Source organism: Tateyamaria sp. LSS28 (assembly GCF_059611725.1).
The window spans coordinates 154,761-181,134 of the sequence record NZ_JCAPFI010000007.1; the positions used below are offsets into that span (position 1 = coordinate 154,761).

General features: G+C 58.3%; 23 protein-coding genes and 1 riboswitch. Of the genes, 9 read left to right on the top strand and 14 right to left on the bottom strand.

Translation table 11 applies throughout. The features are described 5' to 3' along the window. Nucleotides 1-6: 6 nt before the first annotated feature. The gene (locus tag AC53L6_RS20505) at nt 7-1,248 is read right to left on the bottom strand and encodes an NAD(P)/FAD-dependent oxidoreductase (protein ID WP_496909187.1); all 1,242 of its coding nucleotides are present in this window, start codon (nt 1,246-1,248) and stop codon (nt 7-9) included. 117 nt (nt 1,249-1,365) lie between these two features. On the opposite strand from AC53L6_RS20505, the gene AC53L6_RS20510 reads away from it, so the two are divergent. From AC53L6_RS20510 to AC53L6_RS20525, 4 genes are read left to right on the top strand one after another with little or no spacing between them, the layout of a single operon-like run. Next, nucleotides 1,366-2,067: a GntR family transcriptional regulator gene (locus AC53L6_RS20510; protein WP_496909188.1), complete on the top strand. Its 702-nt coding sequence runs from the start codon at nt 1,366-1,368 to the stop codon at nt 2,065-2,067. Continuing rightward, a complete protein-coding gene (locus AC53L6_RS20515; protein ID WP_496909189.1) occupies nt 2,064-2,819 on the top strand; it encodes an aspartate/glutamate racemase family protein in 756 nt (251 codons plus the stop codon). Before AC53L6_RS20510 ends, AC53L6_RS20515 begins: the two co-directional genes overlap by 4 nt. Continuing rightward, complete coding sequence (locus AC53L6_RS20520) at nt 2,816-3,937, top strand: enolase C-terminal domain-like protein (RefSeq protein WP_496909190.1); 1,122 nt, start codon at nt 2,816-2,818, stop codon at nt 3,935-3,937. The genes AC53L6_RS20515 and AC53L6_RS20520 overlap by 4 nt, the downstream gene beginning before the upstream one ends. A gap of 11 nt (nt 3,938-3,948) precedes the next feature. Next, nucleotides 3,949-5,685 carry a thiamine pyrophosphate-binding protein gene (locus AC53L6_RS20525; RefSeq protein ID WP_496909191.1) on the top strand — a complete coding sequence of 579 codons (1,737 nt, stop codon included), beginning with the start codon at nt 3,949-3,951 and terminating at the stop codon, nt 5,683-5,685. A 34-nt stretch (nt 5,686-5,719) separates the two neighbouring features. On the opposite strand, the gene gcvP is transcribed toward AC53L6_RS20525, so the two are convergent. Genes gcvP through gcvT form a run of 3 tightly spaced genes read right to left on the bottom strand, consistent with a single transcriptional unit; the run spans nt 5,720 to nt 10,069 of the window. Beyond that, nucleotides 5,720-8,557: an aminomethyl-transferring glycine dehydrogenase gene (gcvP, locus tag AC53L6_RS20530; RefSeq protein ID WP_496909192.1), complete on the bottom strand. Its 2,838-nt coding sequence runs from the start codon at nt 8,555-8,557 to the stop codon at nt 5,720-5,722. A 12-nt stretch (nt 8,558-8,569) separates the two neighbouring features. Beyond that, on the bottom strand, nt 8,570-8,929 hold the full coding sequence (gcvH, locus tag AC53L6_RS20535) for a glycine cleavage system protein GcvH (protein WP_496909193.1): 360 nt from the start codon (nt 8,927-8,929) through the stop codon (nt 8,570-8,572). Between the two features lie 15 nt (nt 8,930-8,944). Further along, complete coding sequence (gene gcvT, locus AC53L6_RS20540; RefSeq protein WP_496909194.1) at nt 8,945-10,069, bottom strand: glycine cleavage system aminomethyltransferase GcvT; 1,125 nt, start codon at nt 10,067-10,069, stop codon at nt 8,945-8,947. 160 nt (nt 10,070-10,229) lie between these two features. Beyond that, a riboswitch (glycine riboswitch) is annotated at nt 10,230-10,314 on the bottom strand. 159 nt (nt 10,315-10,473) lie between these two features. Between gcvT and AC53L6_RS20545 the strand changes: the two genes are divergently transcribed. Next, nucleotides 10,474-10,965 (top strand): GNAT family N-acetyltransferase, encoded by a 492-nt coding sequence (locus tag AC53L6_RS20545; protein WP_496909195.1) that lies wholly within the window; start codon nt 10,474-10,476, stop codon nt 10,963-10,965. Between the two features lie 171 nt (nt 10,966-11,136). On the opposite strand, the gene AC53L6_RS20550 is transcribed toward AC53L6_RS20545, so the two are convergent. From AC53L6_RS20550 to AC53L6_RS20575, 6 genes are all read right to left on the bottom strand, one after another. After that, the gene (locus tag AC53L6_RS20550) at nt 11,137-12,633 is read right to left on the bottom strand and encodes a phosphomannomutase/phosphoglucomutase (RefSeq protein WP_299703924.1); all 1,497 of its coding nucleotides are present in this window, start codon (nt 12,631-12,633) and stop codon (nt 11,137-11,139) included. A gap of 14 nt (nt 12,634-12,647) precedes the next feature. Continuing rightward, on the bottom strand, nt 12,648-13,481 hold the full coding sequence (gene kdsA, locus AC53L6_RS20555; RefSeq protein ID WP_496909196.1) for a 3-deoxy-8-phosphooctulonate synthase: 834 nt from the start codon (nt 13,479-13,481) through the stop codon (nt 12,648-12,650). Between the two features lie 14 nt (nt 13,482-13,495). Further along, nucleotides 13,496-15,163: a KpsE/RkpR family capsule polysaccharide export protein gene (locus tag AC53L6_RS20560; protein ID WP_496909197.1), complete on the bottom strand. Its 1,668-nt coding sequence runs from the start codon at nt 15,161-15,163 to the stop codon at nt 13,496-13,498. Beyond that, a complete protein-coding gene (locus AC53L6_RS20565) occupies nt 15,141-15,800 on the bottom strand; it encodes an ABC transporter ATP-binding protein (protein ID WP_299205196.1) in 660 nt (219 codons plus the stop codon). The genes AC53L6_RS20560 and AC53L6_RS20565 overlap by 23 nt, the downstream gene beginning before the upstream one ends. A 234-nt stretch (nt 15,801-16,034) precedes the next feature. Further along, complete coding sequence (locus AC53L6_RS20570; protein WP_496909198.1) at nt 16,035-17,063, bottom strand: permease; 1,029 nt, start codon at nt 17,061-17,063, stop codon at nt 16,035-16,037. Beyond that, nucleotides 17,056-17,394, bottom strand: a complete 339-nt coding sequence (locus tag AC53L6_RS20575; RefSeq protein ID WP_299205190.1) for an ArsR/SmtB family transcription factor — start codon at nt 17,392-17,394, stop codon at nt 17,056-17,058. The genes AC53L6_RS20570 and AC53L6_RS20575 overlap by 8 nt, the downstream gene beginning before the upstream one ends. Before the next feature lie 97 nt (nt 17,395-17,491). On the opposite strand from AC53L6_RS20575, the gene AC53L6_RS20580 reads away from it, so the two are divergent. From AC53L6_RS20580 to AC53L6_RS20595, 4 genes are all read left to right on the top strand, one after another. Beyond that, complete coding sequence (locus tag AC53L6_RS20580) at nt 17,492-18,073, top strand: uracil-DNA glycosylase family protein (RefSeq protein WP_496909199.1); 582 nt, start codon at nt 17,492-17,494, stop codon at nt 18,071-18,073. Further along, nucleotides 18,070-18,858 (top strand): SseB family protein, encoded by a 789-nt coding sequence (locus tag AC53L6_RS20585; protein ID WP_496909200.1) that lies wholly within the window; start codon nt 18,070-18,072, stop codon nt 18,856-18,858. Before AC53L6_RS20580 ends, AC53L6_RS20585 begins: the two co-directional genes overlap by 4 nt. Nucleotides 18,859-19,001: 143 nt before the next feature. Beyond that, nucleotides 19,002-19,526, top strand: coding sequence for a YHS domain-containing (seleno)protein (locus AC53L6_RS20590; RefSeq protein ID WP_299205906.1), 525 nt, complete (start codon nt 19,002-19,004; stop codon nt 19,524-19,526). 1 nt (nt 19,527) lies between these two features. Further along, nucleotides 19,528-20,040, top strand: a complete 513-nt coding sequence (locus tag AC53L6_RS20595) for a rhodanese-like domain-containing protein (RefSeq protein ID WP_496909201.1) — start codon at nt 19,528-19,530, stop codon at nt 20,038-20,040. A 234-nt stretch (nt 20,041-20,274) separates the two neighbouring features. Here AC53L6_RS20595 and mdoH read toward each other — a convergent pair whose 3' ends face one another. The 4 genes from mdoH to AC53L6_RS20615 are packed head-to-tail and all read right to left on the bottom strand — an operon-like array spanning nt 20,275 to nt 26,293. Further along, on the bottom strand, nt 20,275-22,107 hold the full coding sequence (gene mdoH / locus AC53L6_RS20600; RefSeq protein WP_299205180.1) for a glucans biosynthesis glucosyltransferase MdoH: 1,833 nt from the start codon (nt 22,105-22,107) through the stop codon (nt 20,275-20,277). Nucleotides 22,108-22,118: 11 nt separating this feature from the next. Then, nucleotides 22,119-23,642: an OpgD/OpgG family glucan biosynthesis protein gene (locus AC53L6_RS20605; protein ID WP_496909202.1), complete on the bottom strand. Its 1,524-nt coding sequence runs from the start codon at nt 23,640-23,642 to the stop codon at nt 22,119-22,121. Continuing rightward, nucleotides 23,642-24,901, bottom strand: coding sequence for an OpgC family protein (locus tag AC53L6_RS20610; RefSeq protein ID WP_496909203.1), 1,260 nt, complete (start codon nt 24,899-24,901; stop codon nt 23,642-23,644). The genes AC53L6_RS20605 and AC53L6_RS20610 overlap by 1 nt, the downstream gene beginning before the upstream one ends. 45 nt (nt 24,902-24,946) lie before the next feature. Next, nucleotides 24,947-26,293, bottom strand: coding sequence for a tetratricopeptide repeat protein (locus AC53L6_RS20615; protein WP_299205171.1), 1,347 nt, complete (start codon nt 26,291-26,293; stop codon nt 24,947-24,949). Between the last annotated feature and the right edge of the window lie 81 nt (nt 26,294-26,374).

Here is a 26,374-nt window from a genome sequence, read left to right on the forward strand (position 1 = left end):
GCGGCCTTAGGAAAAACGCATTGGGTTAAATGCACTTATGTCAGTATTTACGGGCTGTTCCGCGACAAGACCTGCGGTGATCCTTCCCGTTTTCGGCCCACCGGTCAATCCAATATGATGGTGTCCGAACGCTGTGAATACGCCTGTCTCGCCCACCTGCCCAATTAGTGGGAGGCTGTCGGATGGGGCAGGGCGATGGCCAAGCCATTCGACCTCTTCGCTGTAGGTCAGGTTGGGAAAGCTGGCTTTGGCGTGCCTGCGCAAAAAGTCCAGAGGCGGCTTTGAAGGCCCGGCAGACAGCCCGCCGAATTCGACGATGCCCGCGCATCTCAAGCCCGCGGCCATCGGGGTGGCGACGAATTTTCCGCTGGCGACCATTACAGGATGCGAGGGTCCGCCCGCGGCATCCTTGAAGATAATATGATAGCCGCGTTCTGCTTCGATCGGGATCGACAGGCCCAGTTTCTGCATCAGGGGTTTGGACCAAACACCGGTCGCAAGGATGGCTTGATCGCAAGCATGCGGCCCCTGATCTGTCTGCACTGCCGAGATCTTGCCGTCGGTGAGGTCGAAATCTTTGATTTCGGCCTGCAAGATCCTGCCGCCAAGTCTTTCGAACTCGACCGCCAACGCTTTGACGTAGCGACCCGGGTCGCGGACATATCCGTGGTCCTGCATCGTTGCCAGCAGTCCTATGTCGGGCGACAGGTTGGGTTCATATGCGCGTGCGGTATCACCTTCCCGGATGATCGGTTCAAACCCCGCATCTCGGCGCAGGCCCCAAGTATAGGCGTCGGCTTCGAATGCGGCGCGGTTTGCGTAGGCAAAAGAATAGTCGCTGTCGCTTACCCAGCTTGCTGCATCGGTTTCAGCCGCAAGTGCTTTGTGCTGGTCGACACTGTCCGCGACGATTGTGGTCAGCCCATCCGCAATGCGGCGTGTGTCACTGTCATTGGCGTTAGATAGATACTTTAGCAACCAAGGCAGTAGTTTCGGAAAGTAACCCCAGCGCATGAACAGGGGAAAGTCCGGGTTCACAAGCATCCGGGGTGCTTTATGTGTCAGCCCGGGAGCGGTCACGGGCGCAATCGAACAGGCGGCAAGGACGCCGGCATTTCCGTGCGAGGTCCCTTCGCCCGGGGGTAGCCGGTCAATTATCGTGACCTCAGCATCGCTGATGCGGCGCAGCCAGATCCCAGTTGAGACGCCGACAATCCCGGCCCCGGCTATGATCACGCGCTTTGGCATTGTCTTGCTGCTCGACCTCTGAAAACAGTTATAGAATTGTATACAGATCAATGCACAGCCTTGTGCGCAATGCAAGGGTTGCGCTAGGCTGCCTCTGACACATCGGGATACCAAGAGATGAACCATGCCACGTCCGAGATGAACGACACGGTTAGCGCGATTTATGTGAAATTGCGTGAAATGGCGGCATCTTTTGCCTTCAAACCGGGTGAAAGGATTAATGAATCATCGTTATCGCGAGATTTGGGCGCCAGCCGCACGCCGTTGCGCGAAGCGTTGAATCGTTTGGTTGCAGAAGGGTTTGTTGAGTTTCGCGCGGGGCGCGGTTTCTTTTGCCGAACGCTGTCTGACAAGCGGATCATTCATTTGTATCAGGCACGGATGGCGATTGAGTGCGAGGCGGTACGTCAAGCAGCAATGCACGCCAAACCCGTTGAACTAGAGGCGATCGATGCATCGCTGGACCTCTCGGCTGATGAATATTCAAACTGCACAAACCCAATCCGGTTGATGGAGCTGGATGAAGCATTTCATCTGCAACTGGCGGGTCTGTCGGGCAACCCCGAGCTGTTGCGAATGCTCGAAACGATCTATGACAAGATCCGCTTTGTTCGCACGGCTGATTTGCGACGTCTGCAAGCTGCCGGACGCACGACAACGGAACGGCATCGTGCGGTTCTGGACATCGTCCGCACCGGGGATGGTGCTGCGGCCTCTGCTGCCATGCGCGATCATATCGAACACCGCGCAAAACATGCGTCCGAGGCCGTGCGCCTTGCCTTTGCTGATCTTTACGCCCCTCAGGAAGAACTGACATGACGACATATGGTGGCAAAACAGTCTTTGGGGCGACGGTGGGCATCTTGATGCTGAACACCCGGTTTCCCCGCATTCCCGGAGATATTGGCAACGCAGCCACGTGGCCGTTCCCCGTCCAGTTCAAGGTTGTCTCTGCAGCCACACCCGACAACGTGGTACGCGGCGATGCGACACCGCTGCTGGACGCGTTTATCGGGGCGGGCCGCGAGTTGGTCGATCTTGGATGTGACGGGATCGCGACGAATTGCGGGTTCCTTGTTCCTTTTCAACACGACATATCGCGCGCACTCGGCGTGCCGGTCGCATCCTCATCGCTGTTGCAAGCGCCCCTCATTCGACAGTCGTTGCCTGCCGATCAGTCGCTGGGTATTCTCACCATCTCGTCCGAGACACTGACTCCCGTGCATCTGGAGGCAGCTGGTATTGCGCCAGATACACCAGTTGCAGGTACTGGGGCTGGGTCACACTTCACCACGCGCATCCTTGATGATGCAGCAGAGATCGACTTTGACAAGGCGCGGGCGGATAACATTACGGCAGCGATGCAACTGGTGGCGGATCACCCAAAGGTCGGTGCCATCCTGCTCGAGTGCACCAATATGGTGCCCTATGCCGCCGACATCCGGCGTGCCACGGGGCGCCCGGTCTTTTCGATCTACACCTATCTGACTTGGTTTCAGGCGGGTCTGCTGCCGCGACGCTTTCCCGCAGATATGGACGACATCCGTCTCAGTGAGGCCGTTCCAAAGTGAGCGACCACCGTATCACTGAGATGCGCGTTCATTGCGTTTCCATTCCGGCCAGAGCGGTGCATTCGCACGGGTCGGGCGATGTGGGCGGGATCAATGTGGTTCTCTGCGAGCTTGTGACTGATACTGGCCTGACCGGCTGGGGTGAGGCATCGCCATGGCCGGTCTTCACTGGAACGGTCGAGGGTAATGCCGCTGCGCTGCACGTGAATCTTCGCCCTCATGTCATCGGGCGTGACCCCGTGTTGGTCGAACCGATCATGGATGATGCTGAGCGCGCCCTCGTTGGCCATGGCGAGGCCAAGGCGGCGCTGGAATGTGCGCTGTTGGATGTCACCGGGCAAGTTGCGGGCTTGCCCGTGGCCGAGTTGGTGGGCGGGCGGCACCGCGACAGTATTCCGCTCAGCTTTTCGGTTGCGAACCCCGATTTCGGCGCCGATCAGGAGGATGTTGCCCACATCTGGGACAGCGGTGTGCGGATCTTCAAGCTGAAGACCGGTTTTGCCGATCACGCCTTTGATCTGATGCGCCTTGAAAAGCTGCGTGCGCGCTATGGCGACGATATCCGCTTGCGTGTCGATTACAATCAGGGCCTGCCGGCCTATGACGCGATCCGGCACATTCGCGACCTCGAAACGTTTCGCCCCGATTTCGTAGAACAACCCGTCAAACGACACGAGCGCGAAGTGTTGGCCGAGATTACCCGCGCCGTCGATGTGCCGATCATGGCTGATGAAAGTGCATTTGATGTGCGCGATGCAACGCGTGGTGCGGCGTCCCGAATGGCTGATATCTTTTCGCTCAAGACGGCCAAATCCGGGGGCATTCGGCGATGTATCGAAATCGCAGCGATTGCACGGGCGGCCGGGATCGAGGTCTATGGCGGTTGCATGTTCGAGACCACCATTGCCCACATGGCAGGGGCGCATCTGATGGCGGCGATCCCGGACCTGACCTTGGGCTGTGAATTTTACATGTCCACATTCTATGCCGAGGCGGATCTGGCCGAAACGCCGTTCCCGGTGCGCAACGGGCATGTCCACGTGCCTACAACTCCGGGCCTTGGTACCGCACCTGATCCGGATACGCTCGCCCGCTATCGTACACAGCTGCTGACATAGGAAAGTCACTGATGCCAACCATACCAGCCCCGAAACGTATGAATGGTGCACAGGCGCTTTTGCGGATGCTTGAATTGCATGACGTTACCCACGTCTTTGGTCTGCCGGGGGAAACGACAATCGGGTGGTACAAGGAATGGCGCGCACATTCGGATATTGAATTTGTTCTGACACGCGATGAACGCACCGCCTCTTACGCGGCCGAGTCATATGCCAAGATCACCGGCAAACCCTGCGTGCTCGAGGCACCCAGCCCGGGCGTGACACACTGCACCCCCGGCATCACCGAAGCGTTCCTCAGCTCGGTCCCAATCATCTTTTTTAGCTCCGACATTCCGATCAATCAGGACAAGAGACATGGGCTGACGGGTGTGGATCAAACGGCGCTGTATGACAGCATCTGCAAGGAATCTTTTGTCGTCACCAAGGTCAGCGAAATCCCTTTCCTTGTTCGGCGTGCCTTTCGCGTTGCAACCTCGGGCAGACCGGCGCCCGTCCACATTCGCGTGCCGATCAACATTTTTGGCGAAGAGGCAGAGGTTACTGATCTCTATGCCGAAGGTGAATACAGCACCTATCCTGCGCATCGTCCGGTCGCCAACCATGGCAAGATCCGGGCGGCGATCGACGTGCTCCTGGCTGCCGAAAAACCAGCGATTGTCTGCGGGCAGGGCGCGCTGATCTCCAAAGCATCAGAGGTTATTGTTGAACTGGCTGAACTGCTGCAAATACCGGTCGGGACGACCACGCCGGGCAAGGGCACGATCCGAGAGGATCATCCGCTGGCTTTGCGGGTCATCGGTGGGCGCGGTGGGATGGAGTATTCCAATCAATATGTCCACGACGCCGATACGATCTTTTTCATCGGGTCGAACACGGACAGTGCTGCTACGGATCACTGGAAGCTGTATGGCGATCCGTGCACCAAAACCTTCCTGCACCTTGATATCGCAGAAGCGCATATCGGCAACAACTTCCCGGTCGAAGTTGGCATGGTCGGCGATGCGCGGGCAAGCCTTGAATATATGGTCGAGATCATCAAGGCGGAGCACCCAAATCTTGACCGTCCCCGCGTTGACGTGACCGCGACGAAAAAGACGGCGCTCGACAAGGTGTTCAACTCGAATATTCCGATGCCGGAGGGGACGATATCGCCCGTCAAGTTATCGCAGACATTGGATAGGCTTATGCCCGACAACGCAGTCGTCACCTCCGAACCGGGGGTCAGCGCGATCTACCCTTCGGCGCTGTTGACGTTTCGCAGGGCGGGGCGGCGCTATATCACCAACTATTCCATGGGGGCGCTTGGCTATTCCGTTCCAGCGGCTCTGGGGGCGTCCTATGCCTGTGACGGCCCGGTGATTTCGTTCACCGGGGATGGATCGCTTGGTTTTGTGATGGGGGACATGGAAACGATCAAACGATCCGGAAAGAATGTGACCATCGTCCTGAATCGAAATGATAGCTTCGGTTGGATCCGGGGAGAAGCCGTGTTGCTGGATGATGTGGATGCGCCGTGGTCGACGGATTTCGGCACAGTGGATTACCTGAAAATCGCCGAAGGGTTTGGGTTCGCCACGTCGCGGATCACGTCAGAGGCGGATATCGAATCCACACTGGCAACCGCCATCGCGCATGACGGCGCCAGTTTCATTGAAATCATGGTGCCCACCCAAGACAAGATCGTGCCCTTCGTCCCAAACTGGGTGCGTGCTGCCCGGGCCAAAAACCTCCCGCATTTTTATTAAATGCTTGGGAAGCAATGGGTTACGAGTCTTCGGCTTACGTTTTGGCATAGTCCTCCATCGGTGGACAGGTGCAGGACAGGTTTCTGTCTCCCCAGACATTGTCGACCCGGTTGACCGGTGGCCAATACTTGTCGACGCGGAAGGATCCGGTTGGGAAGCAACCGCTTTCACGACTGTAAGGGCGATCCCAATCCCGCACCAAGTCTTCCATCGTATGCGGCGCGTTCTTGAGGGGGTTGTTCTCGGGGTCCATTGTCCCCTCTTCGATCGCACGGATCTCATCGCGGATGCCCAGCATGGCATCGCAAAAACGATCCAGCTCTGCCTTGTTCTCGGACTCGGTCGGTTCGATCATCAAGGTGCCCGCCACCGGCCACGACATCGTGGGCGCATGGAACCCGCAATCTGCCAGCCGCTTTGCAATGTCGTCCACCGTGATGTGCGCGCTGTCGGCAAAGGGGCGCGTGTCGATGATACATTCATGCGCCACGCGACCGGTTGGCCCTTTGTACAGAACGTCGAATGCCCCTTCGAGCCGTTTCGCGATGTAGTTGGCGTTCAGGATGGCAACGCGCGTGGCCTGCGTCAGCCCATCGCCGCCCATCATCAGGCAATAGGCCCACGAGATAGGCAGCAGAGAGGGTGACCCAAAGGCCGCAGCGCTGACCGCACCCTCGCCACCATTAGGGTCGCCCGGAAGGTGTTTGGTCAGGTGCGCTTTGACACCGATGGGTCCCATGCCGGGGCCACCGCCACCATGCGGGATGCAGAATGTCTTGTGCAGGTTGAGATGGCTGACATCGCCGCCCAGGTCGCCGGGGCGGCTCAGACCCACCATGGCATTCATGTTGGCCCCGTCGATATAGACCTGTCCGCCCGCATCATGCGTGATCTGGCACACCTCGATTACCGTCTCTTCGAACACGCCGTGGGTCGACGGATACGTGATCATGCAACCGGCAAGGTTGTCCCTGTGTTCCGCCACCTTGGCCCGGAAATCATCCAGATCAATGTCGCCATTGTCCGCTGACTTCACCGGCACCACCTTCCACCCGACCATCTGGGCGGACGCAGGGTTGGTGCCATGTGCGCTCATCGGAATAAGGCAGATGTCACGGTGCCCTTCGCCGTTGGCCCGGTGCCAGCTTGCGATGGTCAGAAGGCCCGCATACTCCCCCTGCGCGCCCGAATTGGGCTGCATGGAAATCGCATCGTAACCTGTGACGTCGCACAGCTTGGCCGACAGATCGTCGATCATCTCGATGTATCCGGCGGCCTGATCTTTGGGGCAGTAGGGGTGTAGCAATGAAAACTCGCGCCAGCTGACCGGCATCATTTCGGCGGCTGAGTTGAGCTTCATGGTGCAAGATCCCAGCGGGATCATCGCACGGTCCAGCGCCAGATCGCGGTCTGCTAACCTCCGCATGTAGCGCATCATCTCCGTCTCTGCCCGGTTCATGTGAAAGATCGGGTGTGTCATAAACTCGGATGTGCGGATCAGCTTCTCCGGCATGTTGTAATGCGGCGTGTAATCCTTGTCCTGCCGTTCGATCCCGAACGCGCGCCAGACCTTTTCAATAGTGGCTGGCCGCGTGCGTTCGTCCAGCGTGATGCCGATTGCAGTCGTCCCCACGGCGCGCAGGTTGATGCCTTCGTCAACGGCGGACTTGATCACAGCCGATTGCAATGGCCCCACATCGACGGTGATCGTGTCAAAGAAGGTTGCCGGGCGCACATCGAAGCCCGCCTGTTTCAATCCTTCCGCCAATCGGGCGGTCTTGCGATGGATGCGTTGGGCAATGGCTTTCAGGCCGTCGGGTCCGTGGAAAACGCCGTAGAACCCGGCCATCACAGCCAGCAACGCCTGCGCTGTGCAGACATTCGACGTCGCCTTTTCTCGGCGAATGTGCTGCTCGCGCGTTTGCAGGGACAGCCGGTAGGCCCGATTGCCAAAGCTGTCGACTGACACGCCGACAATGCGGCCCGGCATGTTGCGGGCATAGTTGGCCTTGGTTGCCATATAGGCCGCGTGCGGACCACCATACCCGACAGGCACACCAAAGCGCTGGGTCGTGCCCACGGCAATATCCGCGCCCATCGCCCCCGGCTCCTTGAGCAACGTCAGCGACAGCGGATCGGCCGAGATGATGCCGATGGCCTTGTTCTCGTGCAGCTTGGCGATTTGATCGGTGAAATCCCGGATGTGGCCATGGGTGCCGGGATACTGAAAGATCGCGCCAAACACGGCGCTGGCATCCAGATCGTTCGGGTTGCCAACGACGATGTCGATGCCCAACGGCTGTGCCCGCGTCTTCATCACGGCGATGTTCTGTGGATGGCAGTTTTCATCCACGAAAAAGCCGGCAACCTTCGACTTGCTGACCCGCTGTGCCATGGTCATCGCCTCGGCACAGGCCGTGGCCTCGTCCAACAGCGACGCGTTGGCAATCTCAAGCCCGGTCAGGTCCGACACCATCGTCTGGAAATTCAACAGCGCCTCAAGCCGCCCCTGGCTGATTTCCGGCTGATACGGGGTATAGGCCGTATACCACGCCGGGTTCTCAAGGATGTTGCGCTGGATAGCCGGAGGCGTGACCGTCCCATGGTATCCCTGCCCGATCAGCGAGGTCAGAACCTTGTTCTTCGAGGCCGTTACCCGCATGTGATGCAGTAGTTCGCGCTCCGACTTGGCCTTGCCGAAATCCAGCGGCTCCTTTTGCCGGATATTCGCCGGAATCGTGTCGTCAATCAGCGCGTCGAGGTCTTTCGCCCCCACCACTTCCAGCATCTCTTCCATTTCGGCGGGGGATGGCCCGATATGGCGGCGGTTCGCAAAATCATAGGGCAGATAGTCGGTGGGTTTGAAAGTCATCAGGCAGGTTCCTCAGCCGATCAGTGCGTTATAGGCAGCTTCATCCATCAGCGCGTCCAGCTGCGACGGATCCGAAGCCTTGATCTTGAAGAACCAGCCCTCACCCAACGGATCACTGTTGGCGAGGCTCGGATCATCTGCCAATGCCGTGTTCACTTCGGTGATCTCTCCATCGACCGGGGCCATGATGTCGGACGCCGCCTTCACGCTTTCGATGACCACAATTTCGTCGTCCTTGCTCACGGTCGCGCCAACCTCGGGCAATTCGACAAAGACCAGATCGCCCAACTGCGTTGTCGCGTGCTCGGTAATACCCACGACATACGCATCCCCATCGGCGCGCAGCCATTCGTGTTCTTCGGTGAATTTCATAGGGTTTCCTCTCTACTATCGTTTGAAATTGGCTGACGTGAACGGCATTTTTGCGACCGTGAGTGGTTGGCGTTTTCCACGCAATTCGCCGAAAATCGTGGTGCCCAACGCGGCGTATTCAGTGGTGACATAACCCATAGCAACGGGTCCCCCGACCGTGGGGCCAAACCCACCCGAGGTGATGGTACCAATTGAATCCGTTGCATCCTCGGTTACAAACAGCACCACGCCCTCGCGCATGGGCGCGCGACCGGCAGGCAGCAACCCCACGCGCTTGCACGCAGCGCCGCTATCCATCTCGGCCAGGATTTTCTCCGCGCCCGGGAAGCCACCTTCCCGGTCTCCGCCCGCGCGCCGCACCTTCTGGATCGCCCATGTCAGACCGCCCTCAACAGGCGTTGTTGCGGCGTCAATGTCGTGCCCATATAGGCACAGCCCCGCCTCCAACCGCAGGGAATCGCGCGCGCCCAGGCCGATGGCTTCAACGTCAGAATGGTCCAGCAAGGCCTTTGCAATGTCTTCCGCGACATCCATGGGTGCCGAAATCTCGTACCCGTCTTCGCCCGTGTAGCCGGACCGGGAAACCCAGACCTCAACCCCGTTCAGATCCAGCGTAGCCACATCCATAAAGCGCATCTCTGCTGCACGCGGATCGAGCGCGGCCAGCACACCTTCAGCGGCAGGCCCCTGCAAAGCCAGCAAGGCACGGTCGGTGATCTCAGTCACCGTCACATCCGGTTCAAGCGCGGCTTTCATATGCGCAATATCGGCGTCCTTGCAGGCAGCATTCACCACAACGAACACATGATCCCCGCGGTTCGCCAGCATCAGATCGTCTTCGATGCCGCCATCCGCATTCGTGAAAAAGCCATAACGTTGGCGGTTCTTGCCCAAGCCCAACACATCGACTGGAATCAGCGATTCCAGACCACGTGCAGCCGCGTCATAAGTCGTCCCGCGCACAATGATCTGCCCCATATGGCTGACGTCAAAAAGACCGGCCTTCGCCCGCGCATGGAGGTGCTCTTTCATGACCCCCAGTTCGTATTGCACCGGCATGTCATACCCCGCAAAGGGTACCATCTTGGCCCCAAGGGCAACGTGCAACGCGTGAAGCGGGGTCTGCTTTAGATCGGACATGCCTCATCACCTTTTTCAAGCCGACAAGATTTGCGTCAAATCATGCGGCACCAAGTCATGCGCAAGACATCTCTTGCGCGTCGGTGCCTCCTCTGTCCCGGGTGCCTGAGATCATTATCCCTTCGGCGGATGCCAATGGCATCACTCTCCAGAGTAGTTTGGCCTGACATTGGTCCTTTGGCCTGAGAGTTTCCGAGGCAGTTGCTCCTTCGGCACCAGTAAGCTGGTTCTCCCAACATCAAGCTGTGAGAGTTTCGTATCGGAAACTTGCCCGAAGTGGCAAGCAGAAAGTTGATACCAGCTGATGGTCGGCGCTTGTATCGGCCAAACGACCTTTTGCTGTTTTGTGCCACCCCACCTTTTGCTCGCTTGCGGGTCCTTGAGGTCGCATGTGACTGATGTGCATGATCGCCAAAACGCAATGGAGAGTGGCGATGATGATCAGGGATGGCACAGTTGAAGATATTGAGCAGATGAGCACATTTCTTCGCGAGCTGACGGCCGCTGGCAAACGTTTGAGTCCTGACGATGAGGAATTCGTACGGCAATACTACATTGAAAGCGTCGATAAGATTCGTTGCTCCGTGGCCGAGGACGATGGGATCATACTTGGATTCCAGTCACTCAAAACTGCCCGTGCGGGCAACCAATGGGGTGTAGAACCGGGGTGGGGCATTGTTGGCACGCACATACGACCCTCCGCAGCACGGCGTGGCGTTGGTCGCGCATTATTCAATGTCACATGTAGGGCTGCGCAAGATGCAGGGTTGGCTCATATCGACGCAAGCATTGGCGCGAATAATCCGGAAGGGTTGGCATACTACGAAGCGATGGGCTTTCGAACATACAGGACGCCAAGAAACCTGATCTGCAAGCGCTTCGACATATTGCAGTGATCGCTCGTTGCCAGACATAAGTTTCTTCTAGGCTAGGCAACATGAGGTTGAATGGCTTCAACCTGTTCGCAGTGAGGGTTGGCAGGCGGTCTGAATGGGCGGGCCGCAAAACTGATTGTGGCCCGTTTCTAAATTACGAGCATTGCGTCAGGTTATGGGTCGGCGCGCCCGTCAAAAGGTCTGATCGTATTCCCCAACGGTATCCTCAGTCCGGATTACCGCATCGATGTCTGCGAAAATCGCGCGCAACTCGTCTTCGCTTTCCGGGCTTTCACAGACCACCACCAAGTTCGGCGTGTTGGACGAAGCGCGCACCAAACCCCAACCGCCGTTATCCAGAATGACCCGAGCGCCGTTTACCGTCACCACCTCCTTGATTGCGCGACCTGCGATGGGTTCATTCGCAACGGCCTTGGCTGTCAGCTTGGCGACAATACGGTCCAGTGTGCTGTATTTTTCAGTGTCCGAGCAGTAGGGGGACATTGTCGGGGTTGAGTGTGTTTTCGGCAGCGCCTTGCGCAGGTCCGACATCTTCATGTCAGGGTTGCGATCCATCAGTTTGCAGATTTCAACCGCGACCCGCATCCCGCAATCGTAGCCGCGTCCTATTGGCTCAGCGAGAAAATAGTGGCCTGATTTTTCAAACCCTGCGAGGGCGCCGATTTCCTTGACTCGCCGCTTCATGTGGCTGTGTCCGGTTTTCCAATAGTCTGCCGTGACACCGTTCGCTTGCAGTTCGGGGTCTGAGGCGAAGAGGCCGGTGGATTTCACATCGGCCACAAAGGTGGCGTTCGGATAGAGTTTTGACAGGTCGCGCGCCATGATGACCCCCACCTTGTCGGCAAAGATCTCTTCCCCTTCATCATCCACTACCCCGCAGCGGTCACCGTCCCCGTCAAATCCAAGCGCAAGGTCTGCGCCGGAAGCTTTTACGCTGTCCGCCATATCGTGCAGCATTTCCATGGCTTCGGGGTTCGGATTGTAGTTTGGAAAGGTGTAGTCGAGCGTTGTGTGACTTTCGACCACTTCGACACCGATGCGGCGGAAGAGTTCTGGGGCAAAGGCAGCGGCGGTGCCGTTGCCAGTGGCGCATACGACCTTGAGTGGGCGTGTCATTCTGAAGTCGCCGACAAGGTCCTGAAGGTACGCTTCCTGCACGTCGTCAACGAATTCATAGCCGCCGCCAGGGCGTGCTTCACCACTACCATTCAATACGATATCGCGCAGTTCCGACATCTCGTCCGGGCCGTGAGTGAGGGGGCGATCAAAGCCCATCTTGACGCCGGTCCAGCCATTGGGATTATGAGAGGCAGTGACCATGGCAACCGCCGGCACATCAAGGTGGAACTGGCTAAAATAGGCCATGGGGGACAGTGCGGGGCCGATGTCCTTGACCTGTATCCCTGCCTGCATCAGCCCGACGATCAGGGCGTTCTTGATGCTGAGAGAGTAATCACGATAGTCGTTGCCTACGGCAATCACAGGATCGATGCCGCGCCGTCGCATTTGTGTCCCAAGGCCAAGACCAAGTGCTGTTACCCCGGGAAGGTTGATCTCGTCCGGGTATTTCCAGCGCGCATCATACTCGCGGAAGCCCGTCGGCTTAATCATGGGGTCGCGCAGGAATTCCCACGTGTTCGGGGTCACGGTGGCGGCAGGTTTGGTCATGGAAAACTCTTTGACTAAAATGTCATTGGGCGCGCTTTGGCGAGCGCATCGAACTGCATAAGAGTCTCGATCAGGGCGGGCATTTGATCGAGATAAATCATATTTGGCCCGTCTGACGGAGCGGTGTCGGGATCGGGGTGCGTTTCGATAAAGACGGCCCCGACCCCGATGGCCACTGCTGCCCGTGCCATGACAGGTGCAAATTCACGCTGCCCGCCACTTGATCCACCTTTGCCCCCCGGTTGCTGCACCGAATGGGTGGCATCCATCACCACCGGATAGCCGGTTTGCGCCATCTGCGGCAGCGACCGCATGTCGGCCACCAGAGTGTTGTAGCCGAAGGATGTGCCCCGCTCTGTTAGCAGGATACGGGTGTTGCCGGTGCTTTCGACCTTGGTGATGATATTGGGCATTTCCCACGGGGCTAGGAACTGGCCCTTCTTTATGTTCACCACGGCACCCGTGTCACCAGCGGCCAAAAGCATGTCCGTCTGACGGCAGAGGAAGGCGGGGATTTGTAGGATGTCAGCGACTTCAGCCACCGGGGCGCATTGAGCCTCTGTATGCACATCCGTAAGTACTGGGACACCGATGGACTCTTTGACCGCTTGCAGCGCTTTTAACCCAGCGTCCAGCCCAAGGCCGCGCCCACCCTTTAGCGATGTGCGGTTGGCTTTGTCATAGCTTGCTTTGAAGACATATTGCGCGCCAGCGGCCTCGCAGACTTCCTTCATACGCCCGGCAACCTCTTGGCCGAGGCCGATGCTCTCCAAGGCGCAAGGGCCTGCGATCACCGTCAAGGGACGGTCATTGCCGATCGTGAGATCGGCGACTTCAACATGTTTCATAATGGGTCCAGACCCTAGCTTGTCACCTGTTCTCTCAGGATCGACGCGGTGAGCGAAATCATCAGATAGATGCCTGCAAAGACGAGGAATGCCAAGATCGTGTTTTCGAATGCGCGGGGATAGGTCGGTTCCTCGGGCGCGATGGGTTCCACAGCAACTGTAAGATAGCGCACCTGACGGGTTGCTTCGACCCGCGCCTGTTCCATCTGTTGCAGAGCCGATTGCAGCATCAAGTCGCGTGAGGCAAGGTCGGCCTGGGCGATCTGGATGCGTGCGGCAAGCTCCGCCAGTGAGTTTTCGCCTTGGCTCACGTCGGTCATCTTGTTGTTGAGAGCCGCAAGTTGGTCCTTGAGGATTTCAAGCGTGCCGCGCGCGCCGTCCACACGACTCTGGTTGGGCCGCGCGTTGTTCAGCAAGCTGGCCAGCTCGATCTCTTTTTCGATGATTTGTGTTTCGAGTTGGCCGATCTGCGTGCGCAGGGAAGCGATCACGCCCTCCGGGTCGAGGGTGGAGCCCTCGATCTGCAATCGGACAAGGTTTTCTTGCGCTGTGCGGCGCTCCGACTCTGCTCGTTCAAACCCTTGGCGGGCGTCGCGCATCTGGTCATCGCGCTTTTGTGCGGACAGGTTGTTTACGCGCTGTTCTGCGTAGTCGATCAACTGGCTTGAGAACTCGGCCGATACCAGTGGATCAGCGGCGGCCACTTCCATCCGGATCATGCCCTCTGTCGGGTCGTAGCCGATTTTGACGTTTTTCTTATAGGTTTTGTAGGCTTCTTCATTGGTGGGATTGTCACTCAGCCGCTGGATTGGGTCGATCCAGTTCTGTGTGAAATGCGTCTTGAAGCCGACATCGCGGTCGAGCCGCAGCATCGCATCCTTGGACTGCAAAAAGCCTTGCACCGCGATGCTGTCGGCGTTGGTGGCGAATTGTGTAGGCAGAAGGCCGCCAAGGGGTCCGGCGCCACCCGATCCTTCGTTCTGAATAATCAGGAACTCGGACTTGGTCGCGTACATCGGCGTGGCGATGGTGTAAAAATAGTAGCCGGCAAGGAAGGTGGGCAGGATCACGAAAAAGGCCAGCCGGACCAGCAAAAGGCCCATCTTCTTGCGGCGACGCCGTGCAATGTCGCGCTGGATATTCTGGATTTCCTGAGATCTTCGATCTGCCGGGCTAAGTTCGGTTGACGGCAGTTGCTGCTGTCTCACAGGCACGGTTTGTGGCAGTTGCGCGCGCCCAGCCCCTGCAGCACTTGCCGGCAGATTTGCGAAGGCATCGGGTGCGCCGCCTTCATGTTGTTCGGCCCCCGCCTGCGGCACAACAAGCTCCAGCATATTCGCGCGTTGGAACGGATCAATTCCCTTGGCGCGCAGCAGGCGAACGGCATCAAAGTCGGATGTGGGTGCCAGCCCGTGCTTCTGCGCCACCCGTCGCGCCATGCGCAGTTGCCGACCGGTCAGCCCCTCCTGGCGTATCGCATCAATGGTATTTTCACTTTGCACCTGCTGGTTCGAGGCGACTTCTCCGCTTTGGGCGGAAGGTTTTTGAGTTTGCTCACGCGGCTTGGCCTCAGGCGCTGGCTTTTCGGGAGGGGTATCGCGCTCGGACGCAGGCGCCGCACTGCCAAGCGCGGGCGCTGTGCGCTTGATCCGGAACTTCCTAGCTTTGGGTTTCGTAGTCATAAAGCCGTTTTGCCTCTTCCAGCGTGTCAAACATGTGCAGTTTGCCGTCCAGCAAAACTGCGGCTGAGCGCGCAAATTTCTCAAGCGTTTGCGCCTGATGCGACACGATGATGATTGTTGTGGTACGCAGCCGTTCCTGCAGTACCTCGCCTGCTTTGCGATTAAATTCAACGTCTGTTGACGAGGGCATGCCCTCGTCGATCAGGTAGATGTCAAAGTCGAGAGCCAACATAAGCGCGAATGAAAACCGCGCCCGCATGCCCGATGAATACGTACCCAAGGGCTGGTCGAAATACTCACCCAGGTTACAGAGCCAGCGACAGAAGCTTTCCACATAGTCGGGATCAAGCCCATAGAGCCGTGCAATGTAACGTGAGTTTTCGAGTGCAGAGATCTTGGGCAGCACCCCGCCCATGAACCCAAGAGGAAAGGAGATGTTGCAGCTGCGGCGGATTTCGCCCTCATCTGGCTTCTCGAGCCCTGCCATCATGTTGATCAGGGTCGTCTTGCCGGTGCCATTGGGGGCCAGCACGCCAAACGAATGGCCCAATTCCACCCGGAAGGATACACGATCAAGGATCACCTTGCGCTGTGTGCCCGTCCAGAAGGACTTGGATACATTTTCGAATTCCAGCATCCCCGTTGCTCCGCGGTGTCTGCTTTGTCCCCGCGCATTAACGTGGGAGACCAGGGCCCTCCTTACCAGAGGCGTCTTAACGGTCTAATCACCGACTTAGGCGATATTATGTCCAAAGTCCTGTTAAATGTATAGGTTTCACGGGGTATTGTCGCGACGGAATGGACAGTTTGGGGGAATGTACACGGGTCTTTGATATGCCCGTGTGCTGTTTGTTCGTACTCTGAGTATGCTTCAGCTCAGAATTTGCCAAGCCATGCCGGCGATGACAGACCCCGCCAGTGCGAAACTCAGGTAAGCAGCAAAGACGCGTGGTTTGACGAGCGCCCAAACGGCTATTGCGGCGGGGATGCAACTGACGCCACCGGCCAGCATGAATGACATAGCTGCTCCTGCAGCCATACCCTGGTCCATCAGTTCTGCCACCAGCGGCGCTGCAGCATAGCCGTTCAGATAGGCGGGCATACCCACAAGCGCACCAAGGATCACCGTGCCGATGCCACCATCGCCTAGAACCGAGGCAATCAGATCGGCGGGCATATAGTGCACCATGACTGCCTCGATCACGTAGGCGAGCGTCAGCCATTTGAGCAGGAAAATCGCATTGTCCAAAGCCGTGCTACGGAAGATGTCGAGGCGGTTGCGTTCGGTCCAGAACCGCCAGACCGGCTGTGCGGAGAAGGGTTGTTTCACGCCACAGCACCCGCCCACCGACGGCTTCTCACGTAGCGGATTTGTAAAGACCGGTGTGCCCGACAGCATCAGCGTTCCAAACCCGCCGAACATACCAAGCGCGACCGCCGCAATTGTCTTTGCCAAGGCGAATTCGAAGCTGATTGCGCCAGTGGTGATTGCGAACATGGCCGGGTCCATCAGCGGAGAGGCCAGCCAGAAAGCCATAACCGCGCCAAGCGGTGCACCTACTGCAAGCAGTGCAGCGATAAACGGGATGACTTCGCATGAACAAAAGGGTGACAAGCCGCCCAGCAGTGCTGCCATGACGATCATGCGTGCGGGGTTCCCCTCAAACGCCTTTGCCAGCAGGTTTTCCGCGCCCGTGGCTTTTAGATAGGCAACTGCGCAGACTGCAAAGGCGATGAACGGGGCTGTGTGTAGCAACGCATTCGCGGCAAAGGTGATCGTCGGCCAAAGCTGCGCTATGTCCAGAACAGCCAGAACCACAAGAACCGCGATCGATGCAATCCATGCGCCATCAAGGAACTTGCGCCGTTGAGCAGGTACCGGTGTAGTGGTGTCAGCCATGATCATGATCCGAGTTGGGGCTGTCTGCGCAGCATTCTGTAAGGAGGAAGTTCGACAGGTCTTGCACCTCGTCAAAGGCGACGGCGGCGCAGATGATCGAACGGCCTTGTCGGGCTTGTGTCACAAGACCCGCACTGGCAAGGATTTTGACGTGATGGGTCAAGGTTGAGCCTGTGACGCCCGTGCGGTCACCTAATGCCCCGATGCTCAGCCCTTCGGGCCCGGCCCGTACCAGCGTTCGCAGAACCGACAGGCGTTGTTCTGATCCAAGTGCGGCAAAGGCTGCGGCGGCGCGTGTCAGATCAAGCGAGTGATGAGATTCTATTTTCATACTTCTAGAATTATAGAAATGTTAGAGTCACGCAAGGTTTATTTCGAAGAGTATCGAATTGATTGCCTAACCCATTGTTGTCGCATAGGTGTTTTTTATGGGATTGCCTGAAGACATTCGTGCTTGCACGCTTTGTGCGGATCGATTTGCTGCGACCGAAACAGGGCACAGCCCGCGTCCCGTCGTTTGGTTCAAGCCCGGCGCACGGATCCTCGTGGCGGGTCAGGCGCCCGGCGCGCGTGTACACGAAAGCGGACGGCCCTTCACCGACCCTTCCGGAGACCGGCTGCGCGATTGGCTTGGTATGGACGAGGCCACATTTTACGACCGAAACAAATTGGCCATTGTACCGATGGCATTTTGCTTTCCCGGTTACGACGCAAAGGGATCGGACGGACCGCCGCCCAAGATCTGTGCCAAAACGTGGCGAAGTGATGTCATGGATCATATGGGCGAGGTTCCATTGGTTCTTTTGATTGGCGGATATGCCCAATCCTGGCATCTGGGGACGAAGATGTCGGTGCGTGAAACCGTGGCTGCTTGGCGCGACTTCGCGCCTCGAGCCTTTCCCTTGCCTCATCCGTCTTGGCGCAATACCGCGTGGTTGAAGAAAAACCCGTGGTTCGAGGCAGACGTGCTGCCTGTGCTGCGGGCGCGTGTAAAAGAGGTGTTGGCGTGACAGAAACGGTTCTCGATCAGGCGCATGCCGCCATGTTGGCTGCGCCCGAGGATGATGCAAAGCGGTTGCGGTTCTTTGAGCGCTTGGGGGATGCGGAGCTGTTCCTTCTGCTCGAAGCAGAGGCGCAAGGGGAGCAGATCACGCCGCAAGTCTTCGACCCCGGTTCTGGTCCGCTTGTTCTTGTCTTTGATCGCGAGGACCGGTTGGCCCTGTTTGTTGGTGCTGAGGCACCATATGCCGCGCTGTCCGGTCGGATAATCGCAGGTTTGCTTGCGGAACAGAGGTTGGGGTTGGGGTTGAACCTTGACGTGGCCCAGTCGTCTTTTCTGCTGGATGCGGATGGAGTGCAATGGCTTGCGCGGACACTCGGCAATGGTCCGGACGAAGTTGAGGCGCGGCTTGCTGAAGTATCTGCTCCCACAGGCTTGCCGGAAGTACTGATCTCCGCTGTGGATACGAAATTGGCCACGGCAACGGGATTGGCACAGATTGCATATCTTGTCGGTACGACGGATGCGGATGGTGCGCGCAGTCATATGCTCGCTTTTGTCGGCGCGGCGCCAGGCGCCGAGCGCGCCTTGGCCAGAGCTGCGTCCGAGGCGTTGATCTTTTCCGGGATTGACGCCGGGGCGATGGATGTTGGGTTCTTTGAGGCCAATGATCCTGTGACACAGCGTCTGTCACGTGTCGGTTTGCGCTTTGACCTACCGCAACCAGCACCCGTGCGGTCCCCTGAGCCTGCCGCTCCGGGCATGGACCCGGACCGCCCGCCGCGCCTGCGTTAAGAGCATCCGGTATTCACGGAATCCGACGCCATCTCACATCAGCGCGAGGCGGGCTGAAATGCTGGACCACGGACCCCTAATGACTGATTATCCACCGCAGTGACGCGCGGGGGGCTCAGTTTGACAGAGGATGATCACAAATGATGAATCGATTCACGTTGGCCGTTGCGGCGGCTGCAAGTGCCTTGACTTTCACAACGGCCGCGTTCGCCGGCGACCAGTATATTGATGAGACGGGATTTGCCGTCTCTGGTTATGATGTGGTGGCTTATTTTGACCTTGAGATGAAGCCAGTCGGTCAAACCCAAACACCAGGTGTTCCCGGCAATGCCGACATCACCGCGGAATACAATGGTGCGACCTTTGCGTTCTCAACCGAGGAAAACCGCGACAAGTTTGCTGCTGATCCCGCGCGATATGCCCCTCAATATGACGGTCACTGTGCCTACGGCGTTGCCAAGGGGGGGAAAGTGCCCGCCAACCCCAACCTGTGGCGCATCGTCGATGACAAGCTGTATCTGAACATCACAGACGTTGTTGTGGGCTTCTGGGAAGAAGACATTCCAGGCAATATCACCGTTTCGGAAAGCAACTGGGTCAGCCTCGAGGGTGATGCAGCATCGGAAAGCACCATTCCGAAATTCACAAGCGAAGCTCCAAACACCTGATATGACGGATCGCCCGACAGAACATTCCCGAACTGATCGGGCAAAGGCCCCGGCGCGGATGACGCGCCGGGGCTTTGGTCTTGCCGCCGGAGTGGCTATCGTTGGCGGCGCGGTTTTTGCATCCCGCTGGTACAACATCTCGGCCGAGGCCGGGGTAGAAGGAACGCTGAGCACCCCGGACGCTCATGCTTCGGCGGTGAACGGTGCGATCCTGTTGATCGACATTCGCCGTCCTGACGAATGGGAGCGGACTGGTGTGGGTGAGGGGGCTGTTCCGTTGGATATGCGCCGGAAGGACTTTACCGACGCGCTTCTGATTCATACGGATGGGCGTAGGGATGTGCCTGTTGCTTTGATCTGCGCCCGCGGCGTGCGTTCCCGTCGTTTGACCGAGCGTCTGACAACAGCCGGATTTACAACGATCATCGATGTGCCGGAGGGAATGCTGGGATCGGGTGCAGGGCCTGGTTGGTTGAAGCGCGGCTTACCGACCGTGACATGGCAGCCCGAGTAGACTTTTTCCGAACGGTTGTTTTCGGACGCGCTGTGCTGCTCAACAATTGTATCGCCCTCTCTACGCAAGGGCGTTTTCGCAAATCTAACAGACGGCTGCCGTTTCTGCTTCGAAACGATCTACCGGCTGGTCCCGGACCCGTATTCCTTCGCGCAACAAGACATCGCTTGGCGGTGTCCATTGCTTTGCCTCAACACCGCTCGACTGCGCGCGTTGTCTTTCTCGCGTAGACTGCTACTCGGCTGCGATTTCCGACGCTTCAATCCGCGCGCGCATTTCGGCGCGTGCGGTACGGGCGTTGCCGACGATGGCAGGCTCACGAAGCGTCAGAGGATTGTCGAGCCGTAGGCTCGGTGGCCGGATATGGGCCAAAGGATATGCGCTAAGGCCAGACAGCGGGACAGAAAAGGCCAGGCTCGCAGCAATCGGGATAAGCCACCACGATACCAGTCCCGTACCTAACCCGAGGAACAGAAGGGCACCAATCAGGGTTTCAATCCAATGGAACTTGATCAACGTTGTCATCGGATACGCCTGCGCAGTGCGGCTTTGTGGTGCCCAGCCGCCACGGCCCATCACCCCTCCGATCACGGCTTTGGTTTGCTGGATCATCATGATTGGCGCATAGGCAACAGACAGCGCGAGTTCTGTCACCACCGCACCTGCAAATACGCTACGACCACCAAAGAGCCGAACCGCCTTGCCGTTGGCGGCGATAATCAGGGCAGAGGTGATCTTGGGCGTCAGCAGCATAGCGTACATGACCACCAAGAAGATGGCGCTGTCGATATGTGTCATGGCCGGTGGCCAGTTGGGAAAAAGAGGGTTCGCCTCGTTGAAGTACGAGATCACGTTGGTCTCTGCATCGCGGCCCAGAAGCGCCCAGAACACGAGAAGAACGAACCACGCGGGCGACATCAAGTAGGCAGCTGCCCCCTGAAACAGATGGAAGCGGCTGACCGGGTGCAGGCCACGTGTGGTCAGCAGGCGCAAGTGTTGCAGGTTGCCTCGGCACCAGCGCCGGTCACGGATCACGTAGTCGATCAGTGTTCCGGGGGTTTCTTCGAAACTGCCCGAGATACGGGGCAGGAAACGCACGCGCCAGCCAGAACGCCGCAGGAGCGATGCCTCGACAAAATCATGAGACAGGATCATGTTGGTACGTCCTGTCATACTCTGCAGATGTGGCAGTCCGGCGGAGGAAGCGAAGGCGCGTGTGCGGATGATTGCGTTGTGACCCCAATAGTTACCCTCGGTCCGGGACCAATGCGCAAGCCCTTCGGCCAACAACCAACCATACGCAACGTTGGAAAACTGCTGCATTCTTGCAAACAGGGTGTTGGCGCCGATCAGCTGTGGAAAGCTTTGGATCAGACCGGCCTTTGGGTCTGCAGCCAGCTCGCTGGCCAGTCGATCAATGGCGCGGCCGGTCATCAGGCTGTCGGCATCCAGAACCAGCATGGCTTCATAAGAAGCGCCCCATCCCGTGATCCAGTCGACGAGGTTGCCAACCTTTTTATCCGTATTCTGTGCGCGGCGGCGATAATGGACTGGAAACGGCGCGCTGCTCCGCAAAGCTTCGAAAGCTTGCCATTCCTGCCACGCGATGAGGTCGTCGGTCGTGTCACTCAGGATGAAGAGACTGTACCGATGACCGCCCTTTTGGCGGGCCAAGTCAGTCAGCATTGCGGCTGCGTTACCGAATACGTCCCACGGTGTTTCATTATAAACGGGCACCAGAAGGGCCACGTCCAACGGGTCCGAAGGTTCGGGTTTGCGGTTTGGATCAAGTCTACCAGCCAACCCGACACCGACGGTTGAGACGGCGATGGTGACCCAGACAAACGTGAGGCCGATGAGAGCCAAAAGCACATACTCGAAGCCCGTCATGCCAGACATCTTGAACAGGCCGTAGAGCCCCCAAAGCACTAGGCCTGTGATTGTCAGAGCCGGGATGAACACCGCCATGCGCCAAATCGGGTCCTGTTTGCCTGTGCCTGCATCCGAGTTCGCAGGCGCGCATGCAAAATCCTGCGCCGGCATATCGAGCGGCGCGCGGGGAGGCATTGCTGTGTGTATCATATGGTCCATCGATAGAGCCACACTTCGCTGAGAGCTTGCCCGTCCAGCCGCAATTGCGCACGGAATTCGGCCCACTGTGCGTCGCCTGCCATGAAGGTGAATGCAAGGCGCGGCCCGCCGGTTTCGGGATTGCGTTGGATAATACCTTCGGTCACATCACCCGCGCTGGAGCGGACAAGTCGATCCACTTTTGACAGGTCCTTGGGAACATGGGGCGCGTCTTCGAAGTCAATTGTGAAGATGCGCCCGCCTTCGGGCCGTCCGCCCGCAGCAGTATTCAAAACGCGCAACGGCATGGCAGCTTTCGGCGCCGGGTCCGCGCCCCAATCCAAGCGGTAGGTCATGCGGCGGGATGTGCCAGCCTCAATGTCGGCTGAGGGCCGCCAATACGCAACAATGTTGTCGTAGATTTCCTTGTCCGTCGGTATTTCGATCAGCGCCACACTTCCGCGTCCCCAACCCTCACCCGGTGTAACCCAAAGACCAGGGCGGCGATGATACAAAGCCTCCAGGTCATTAAAGTCACTGAATTTACGCGCCCTTTGCATCAGGCCGAAACCCCGTGGATTGTTGTCGCCAAAAGCACTGATTTGCAGGGTGCGCGGGTTGGCCAAAGGACGCCAGATCACCTCACCGCCACCATTGTGGATCATGAGCCCGTCATTGTCGTGCACTGCCGGCCGAAAATCATCGAAGCGTTGGGTGTTCATGTCATCGAACATGAACATCGATGTCAGAGGTGCGATGCCCACATGTGTGAGAGTGGCGCGGGCAAAGATTTCCGCTTCAACCTCCATCACAAGCGGTTGGCCGGGCATGATCTCGAACCGGTAAGCCCCGGTGCAGGACGGGCTGTCCAGCAACGCATGAACGACGATTTGCGCCGCTCCAGTTGCGGGGCGCTCCAGCCAGAAATGCGTGAAGTCGGGGAATTCCTCGCCCATCGGATCGCCGGTCTTGAGGGCAAGGCCCCGGGCCGACAGGCCGTAAATATCCCCGGTGCCGATGCCACGAAAATAGCTGGCACCTTGAAAAACGGCGTATTCCTCATGGATGCCGGGCTGGCGCAGCTCTGCCCGCAAACGCAGACCAGAATAGCCTAAGGTGTCGTCAATCGGCACGTCAGGGAATTTGTCGGTCGTGTCGAAGACGCCCATGTCGAACTTGATCGGACGGGCCTGATCGCCTTCGACCACATATGTGCGGATGGCTTGTGGAAAGTAGAGTCCCGGCGGAAACACGTCGACCCGTTGTGGTGCATCGCTGCCTTCCCACAGGCCATTGCGGCTGTCGAACCAAATCTTACGATACTGATCGTAGGTAAGGTTCTGCCACGCTTCAGGGATCATCGGGCGTGGTTCATAGGCGCGGCTGGCCTTGTCCCGGGCCATGTCGATGACGTTTGACGGGTTGAAGGACACGGCATCGCCCAATGGCAAACCGGGTTCATCCTGCGCCCAAGACGCATTGGGGGCTGCGGCAAGCGCTGCAAGGGAAGCGAGGAATTCGCGGCGCAGCATCAGCGGCTCGCCTTTGGTTTCCAGGGAACGGATTTGAACCAGCCTGCCAAATAGGCCGTCAGGACCAGCATGCCGCACCCGAATGCATTGACTGCCAGCACGGTGCCTGTGTCGCGGCCCAGAACGTCCATCGCAAAACCGTTGAACCGCGCAACGAAGATAGACACGACGAAAACCGCGAGGGATTGCTGACCCACCTTCAGGATGACCGTCAGGACCTTGTCCCAGGCACGAGCCAGCGCGCTGGTCGTCGAGACCCGCAGGCGGTGGCCCTTGTCGCCTGCCAGAACCCATGCAAGGTAAGCGAGCGCCAGGAATTGCACGTAACGCAGCAGGCCAAAGTCGGATTTGGAGATCCACTGGCGGTTGTCGGCACGCCAGTCACGGGCCCAGTCAAAGCCCAGTTCGCGAATGCCGATGTTCGAGAAAGGGATGTTTGCCAGTACGATAAAGGCGGCGATACCGATCAGCACCTTGTTGACGGGCGGTTTAGGTAGCCAGCCGCGCATGAACGCAAAGCCGGTAAAGAAAACAAGCTGCCAGCCAAACGGGTTAAGGAACCAACGCCGCTGCCAATCGTCATTTCCGACCCATGGTTCTGCAGTGAAATTCAGATACGGCAGGCCCATCGCCTCCATGAATTTGCGTTGGCCAAGTATCCACAGGATGCCGCAGAATGCCGCGACAAGCCCCAGATGCACTCGCGCCAGAAAGATCACGATGGGCATCATGGCAAGGATCACCATGTACATCGGCAAGATGTCAAAAAGGTTTGGTACCCACTGCAACGTCATGAAACGGAACAGCATGTCCGGGTTCTGCCAATGCTCGCCTTCGACAAACAGCATCCACAAGTTCAATTGGCCCCAGTAGTTGCGGGTTGTGATTTCAAGGTCCGTGACAAAGGCCAACAGGGCTGTGGTGGCAAAGAACAGGCCGACATGCGCCCAGTAAACCTGCCAGATACGGTAGCCAACCCGAGCTGTCCCAAGGGCAAAGCCAGCCCTCTGGAACGTGGAGCCAAAGGCAATGGCGGATGCCATGCCTGAGCAGAAGACGAAGATTTCGGTCGCGTCCGAAAAACCCCAACGTGCAGGGATCCAGGAGGTCAGGAAGTTGCCCGGCGTATGTGCAAACAGGATAATGAACATCGCCAACCCGCGGAAGAAATCCAGACGGATATCACGCACTCGCACCGGATTGGCTGGCACGGCGGCAGCGGAAGGCGCTGCAGTGGTGGTCGGGTCGGCGAAAGTCATGGCAGCTGTCTACTTTACCTCACAAATGGGTGCTATCCCCGCACATTATTGAGCGGGAATGCGCCGCGCGTCCTGGATCGAGGCGAGCCGGGTTGCGGCAAACCGGTCGACTGCGCCTGCCCGACGTGCAGTGCGATCTTCGAGCAAGGCTTCGGTCGCGTCATACATGCCTGACCGCAGGCCGGCATCGATCGTCATCCGTTCGAACACGTCGCGCTGGGCGTGGCTGCCACCGATGGTCTGCATCGACGGGCGCGCTGCTGCGAGGTCTTGGAATGCAGCGTCGTAGCGCCCTTCGGCAAAGGCATTTAGGCCCGATAGGGCCGCCTTGCCCGGATCAGCCACACGTGCCGGCATCTCACCCTGACGTGCTGCATCGACGGCAAAGCGTGCGGTCATTGCAGCCTGAGCGTCCTCACGCCCAGCGGCACCAAGGGCCAGCTGGTAGTGCAGGTCGGCAAAGACGAGGCATCCATCATCCGTGCGGTGTTGTGCGAAATCCGCCAGCTCGGTCCAGCGATCCCCCACTTTGGTGCCTTCAAGCTCAAGCCGCATCAAAAGGGATGTGGCATTGGCGATGTCACGGTAGTCGTCTGTCTTGTCCGCGCGGATCTGTTGATCATAGAGCGCTAGTACAATGTCGTTTTCGCCACGGTCGAGGTGCAACAGTGCTTTGTGCCACCACACATGGTAGCGGAAGTTGTTACAGTGGTCCCATGCTGGGACATTGTTTTCGATGAGGGAAATGCCCGCGTCAGGACGGGCGGTCATGTCGTAAACGTGGGCTACGGCGTGCAGACCCCAAGCGTCGTCCGTTGCCAGTTCTAGCCCCTTGAGGCCGGCGGCTTCTGCCGCGTGATAGTCACCGGTTTCTTCGAGAGTGAAGGCATGACAGCCGTGCAAGTACCCTTCGAGCGGGTGATCCTTGTGGGCATCCAGCACGTTCTCGATTGAGGTGCGCATGCCGACACCGTCGCCCAGAATGAAACGGATGGCGTGGCTTACCTTGGCCGACAGGGTGTCGGTGGGATGATCAGCCAGAACACGCTCCATTGCAGCTATCGCGCCCGAAGGGCGACCATCCAGCCATTCGCCCAGAGCACGAACCCACAGCCGTTCGCGTGCGGAGCCTCCGGCAACAGCCAATGCAGCCACCGCATCCTTGCCGGCCTGATGGGCAACATCCCACAACTCCTTTCGCCCCATCATCAGGGAAAAGAGACCTTTTGCGGCGTATCCCATTGCAAATTGGGGTGCGCCAGACAGGACCGCTCCCAGATGTGTTGGGGTCGCGGTGCCATGCGCAAGGAAGGCGCGGATCAAGCCGTTCCACTCTTCAACGAGAGCGGGGTCTTCAAGGCTGACGGGCGCCTGACAAATATCGTGCATCATGGGTGCGTGACCTTTTACCGAATGCGTTCTTGATTGGGTGTAAAACATCTAGGCAGGAATGGTATGCTATGAGCATAGGAA

Bases quoted from the DNA above. Each gene is read 5' to 3' on its own strand.
- AC53L6_RS20595 (WP_496909201.1), top strand. From the start codon at position 19,528: ATGACGGATCGCCCGACAGAACATTCCCGAACTGATCGGGCAAAGGCC.
- AC53L6_RS20590 (WP_299205906.1), top strand. From the start codon at position 19,002: ATGAATCGATTCACGTTGGCCGTTGCGGCGGCTGCAAGTGCCTTGACT.
- AC53L6_RS20550 (WP_299703924.1), bottom strand. From the start codon at position 12,633: ATGACCAAACCTGCCGCCACCGTGACCCCGAACACGTGGGAATTCCTG.
- AC53L6_RS20570 (WP_496909198.1), bottom strand. From the start codon at position 17,063: ATGGCTGACACCACTACACCGGTACCTGCTCAACGGCGCAAGTTCCTT.
- mdoH (WP_299205180.1), bottom strand. From the start codon at position 22,107: ATGCCTCCCCGCGCGCCGCTCGATATGCCGGCGCAGGATTTTGCATGC.
- AC53L6_RS20525 (WP_496909191.1), top strand. From the start codon at position 3,949: ATGCCAACCATACCAGCCCCGAAACGTATGAATGGTGCACAGGCGCTT.
- AC53L6_RS20615 (WP_299205171.1), bottom strand. From the start codon at position 26,293: ATGATGCACGATATTTGTCAGGCGCCCGTCAGCCTTGAAGACCCCGCT.
- AC53L6_RS20575 (WP_299205190.1), bottom strand. From the start codon at position 17,394: ATGAAAATAGAATCTCATCACTCGCTTGATCTGACACGCGCCGCCGCA.
- gcvT (WP_496909194.1), bottom strand. From the start codon at position 10,069: ATGTCCGATCTAAAGCAGACCCCGCTTCACGCGTTGCACGTTGCCCTT.
- AC53L6_RS20560 (WP_496909197.1), bottom strand. From the start codon at position 15,163: ATGACTACGAAACCCAAAGCTAGGAAGTTCCGGATCAAGCGCACAGCG.
- AC53L6_RS20580 (WP_496909199.1), top strand. From the start codon at position 17,492: ATGGGATTGCCTGAAGACATTCGTGCTTGCACGCTTTGTGCGGATCGA.
- gcvH (WP_496909193.1), bottom strand. From the start codon at position 8,929: ATGAAATTCACCGAAGAACACGAATGGCTGCGCGCCGATGGGGATGCG.
- AC53L6_RS20510 (WP_496909188.1), top strand. From the start codon at position 1,366: ATGAACCATGCCACGTCCGAGATGAACGACACGGTTAGCGCGATTTAT.
- AC53L6_RS20610 (WP_496909203.1), bottom strand. From the start codon at position 24,901: ATGACTTTCGCCGACCCGACCACCACTGCAGCGCCTTCCGCTGCCGCC.
- AC53L6_RS20515 (WP_496909189.1), top strand. From the start codon at position 2,064: ATGACGACATATGGTGGCAAAACAGTCTTTGGGGCGACGGTGGGCATC.
- kdsA (WP_496909196.1), bottom strand. From the start codon at position 13,481: ATGAAACATGTTGAAGTCGCCGATCTCACGATCGGCAATGACCGTCCC.
- AC53L6_RS20505 (WP_496909187.1), bottom strand. From the start codon at position 1,248: ATGCCAAAGCGCGTGATCATAGCCGGGGCCGGGATTGTCGGCGTCTCA.
- AC53L6_RS20565 (WP_299205196.1), bottom strand. From the start codon at position 15,800: ATGCTGGAATTCGAAAATGTATCCAAGTCCTTCTGGACGGGCACACAG.
- AC53L6_RS20545 (WP_496909195.1), top strand. From the start codon at position 10,474: ATGATCGCCAAAACGCAATGGAGAGTGGCGATGATGATCAGGGATGGC.
- AC53L6_RS20605 (WP_496909202.1), bottom strand. From the start codon at position 23,642: ATGCTGCGCCGCGAATTCCTCGCTTCCCTTGCAGCGCTTGCCGCAGCC.
- gcvP (WP_496909192.1), bottom strand. From the start codon at position 8,557: ATGACTTTCAAACCCACCGACTATCTGCCCTATGATTTTGCGAACCGC.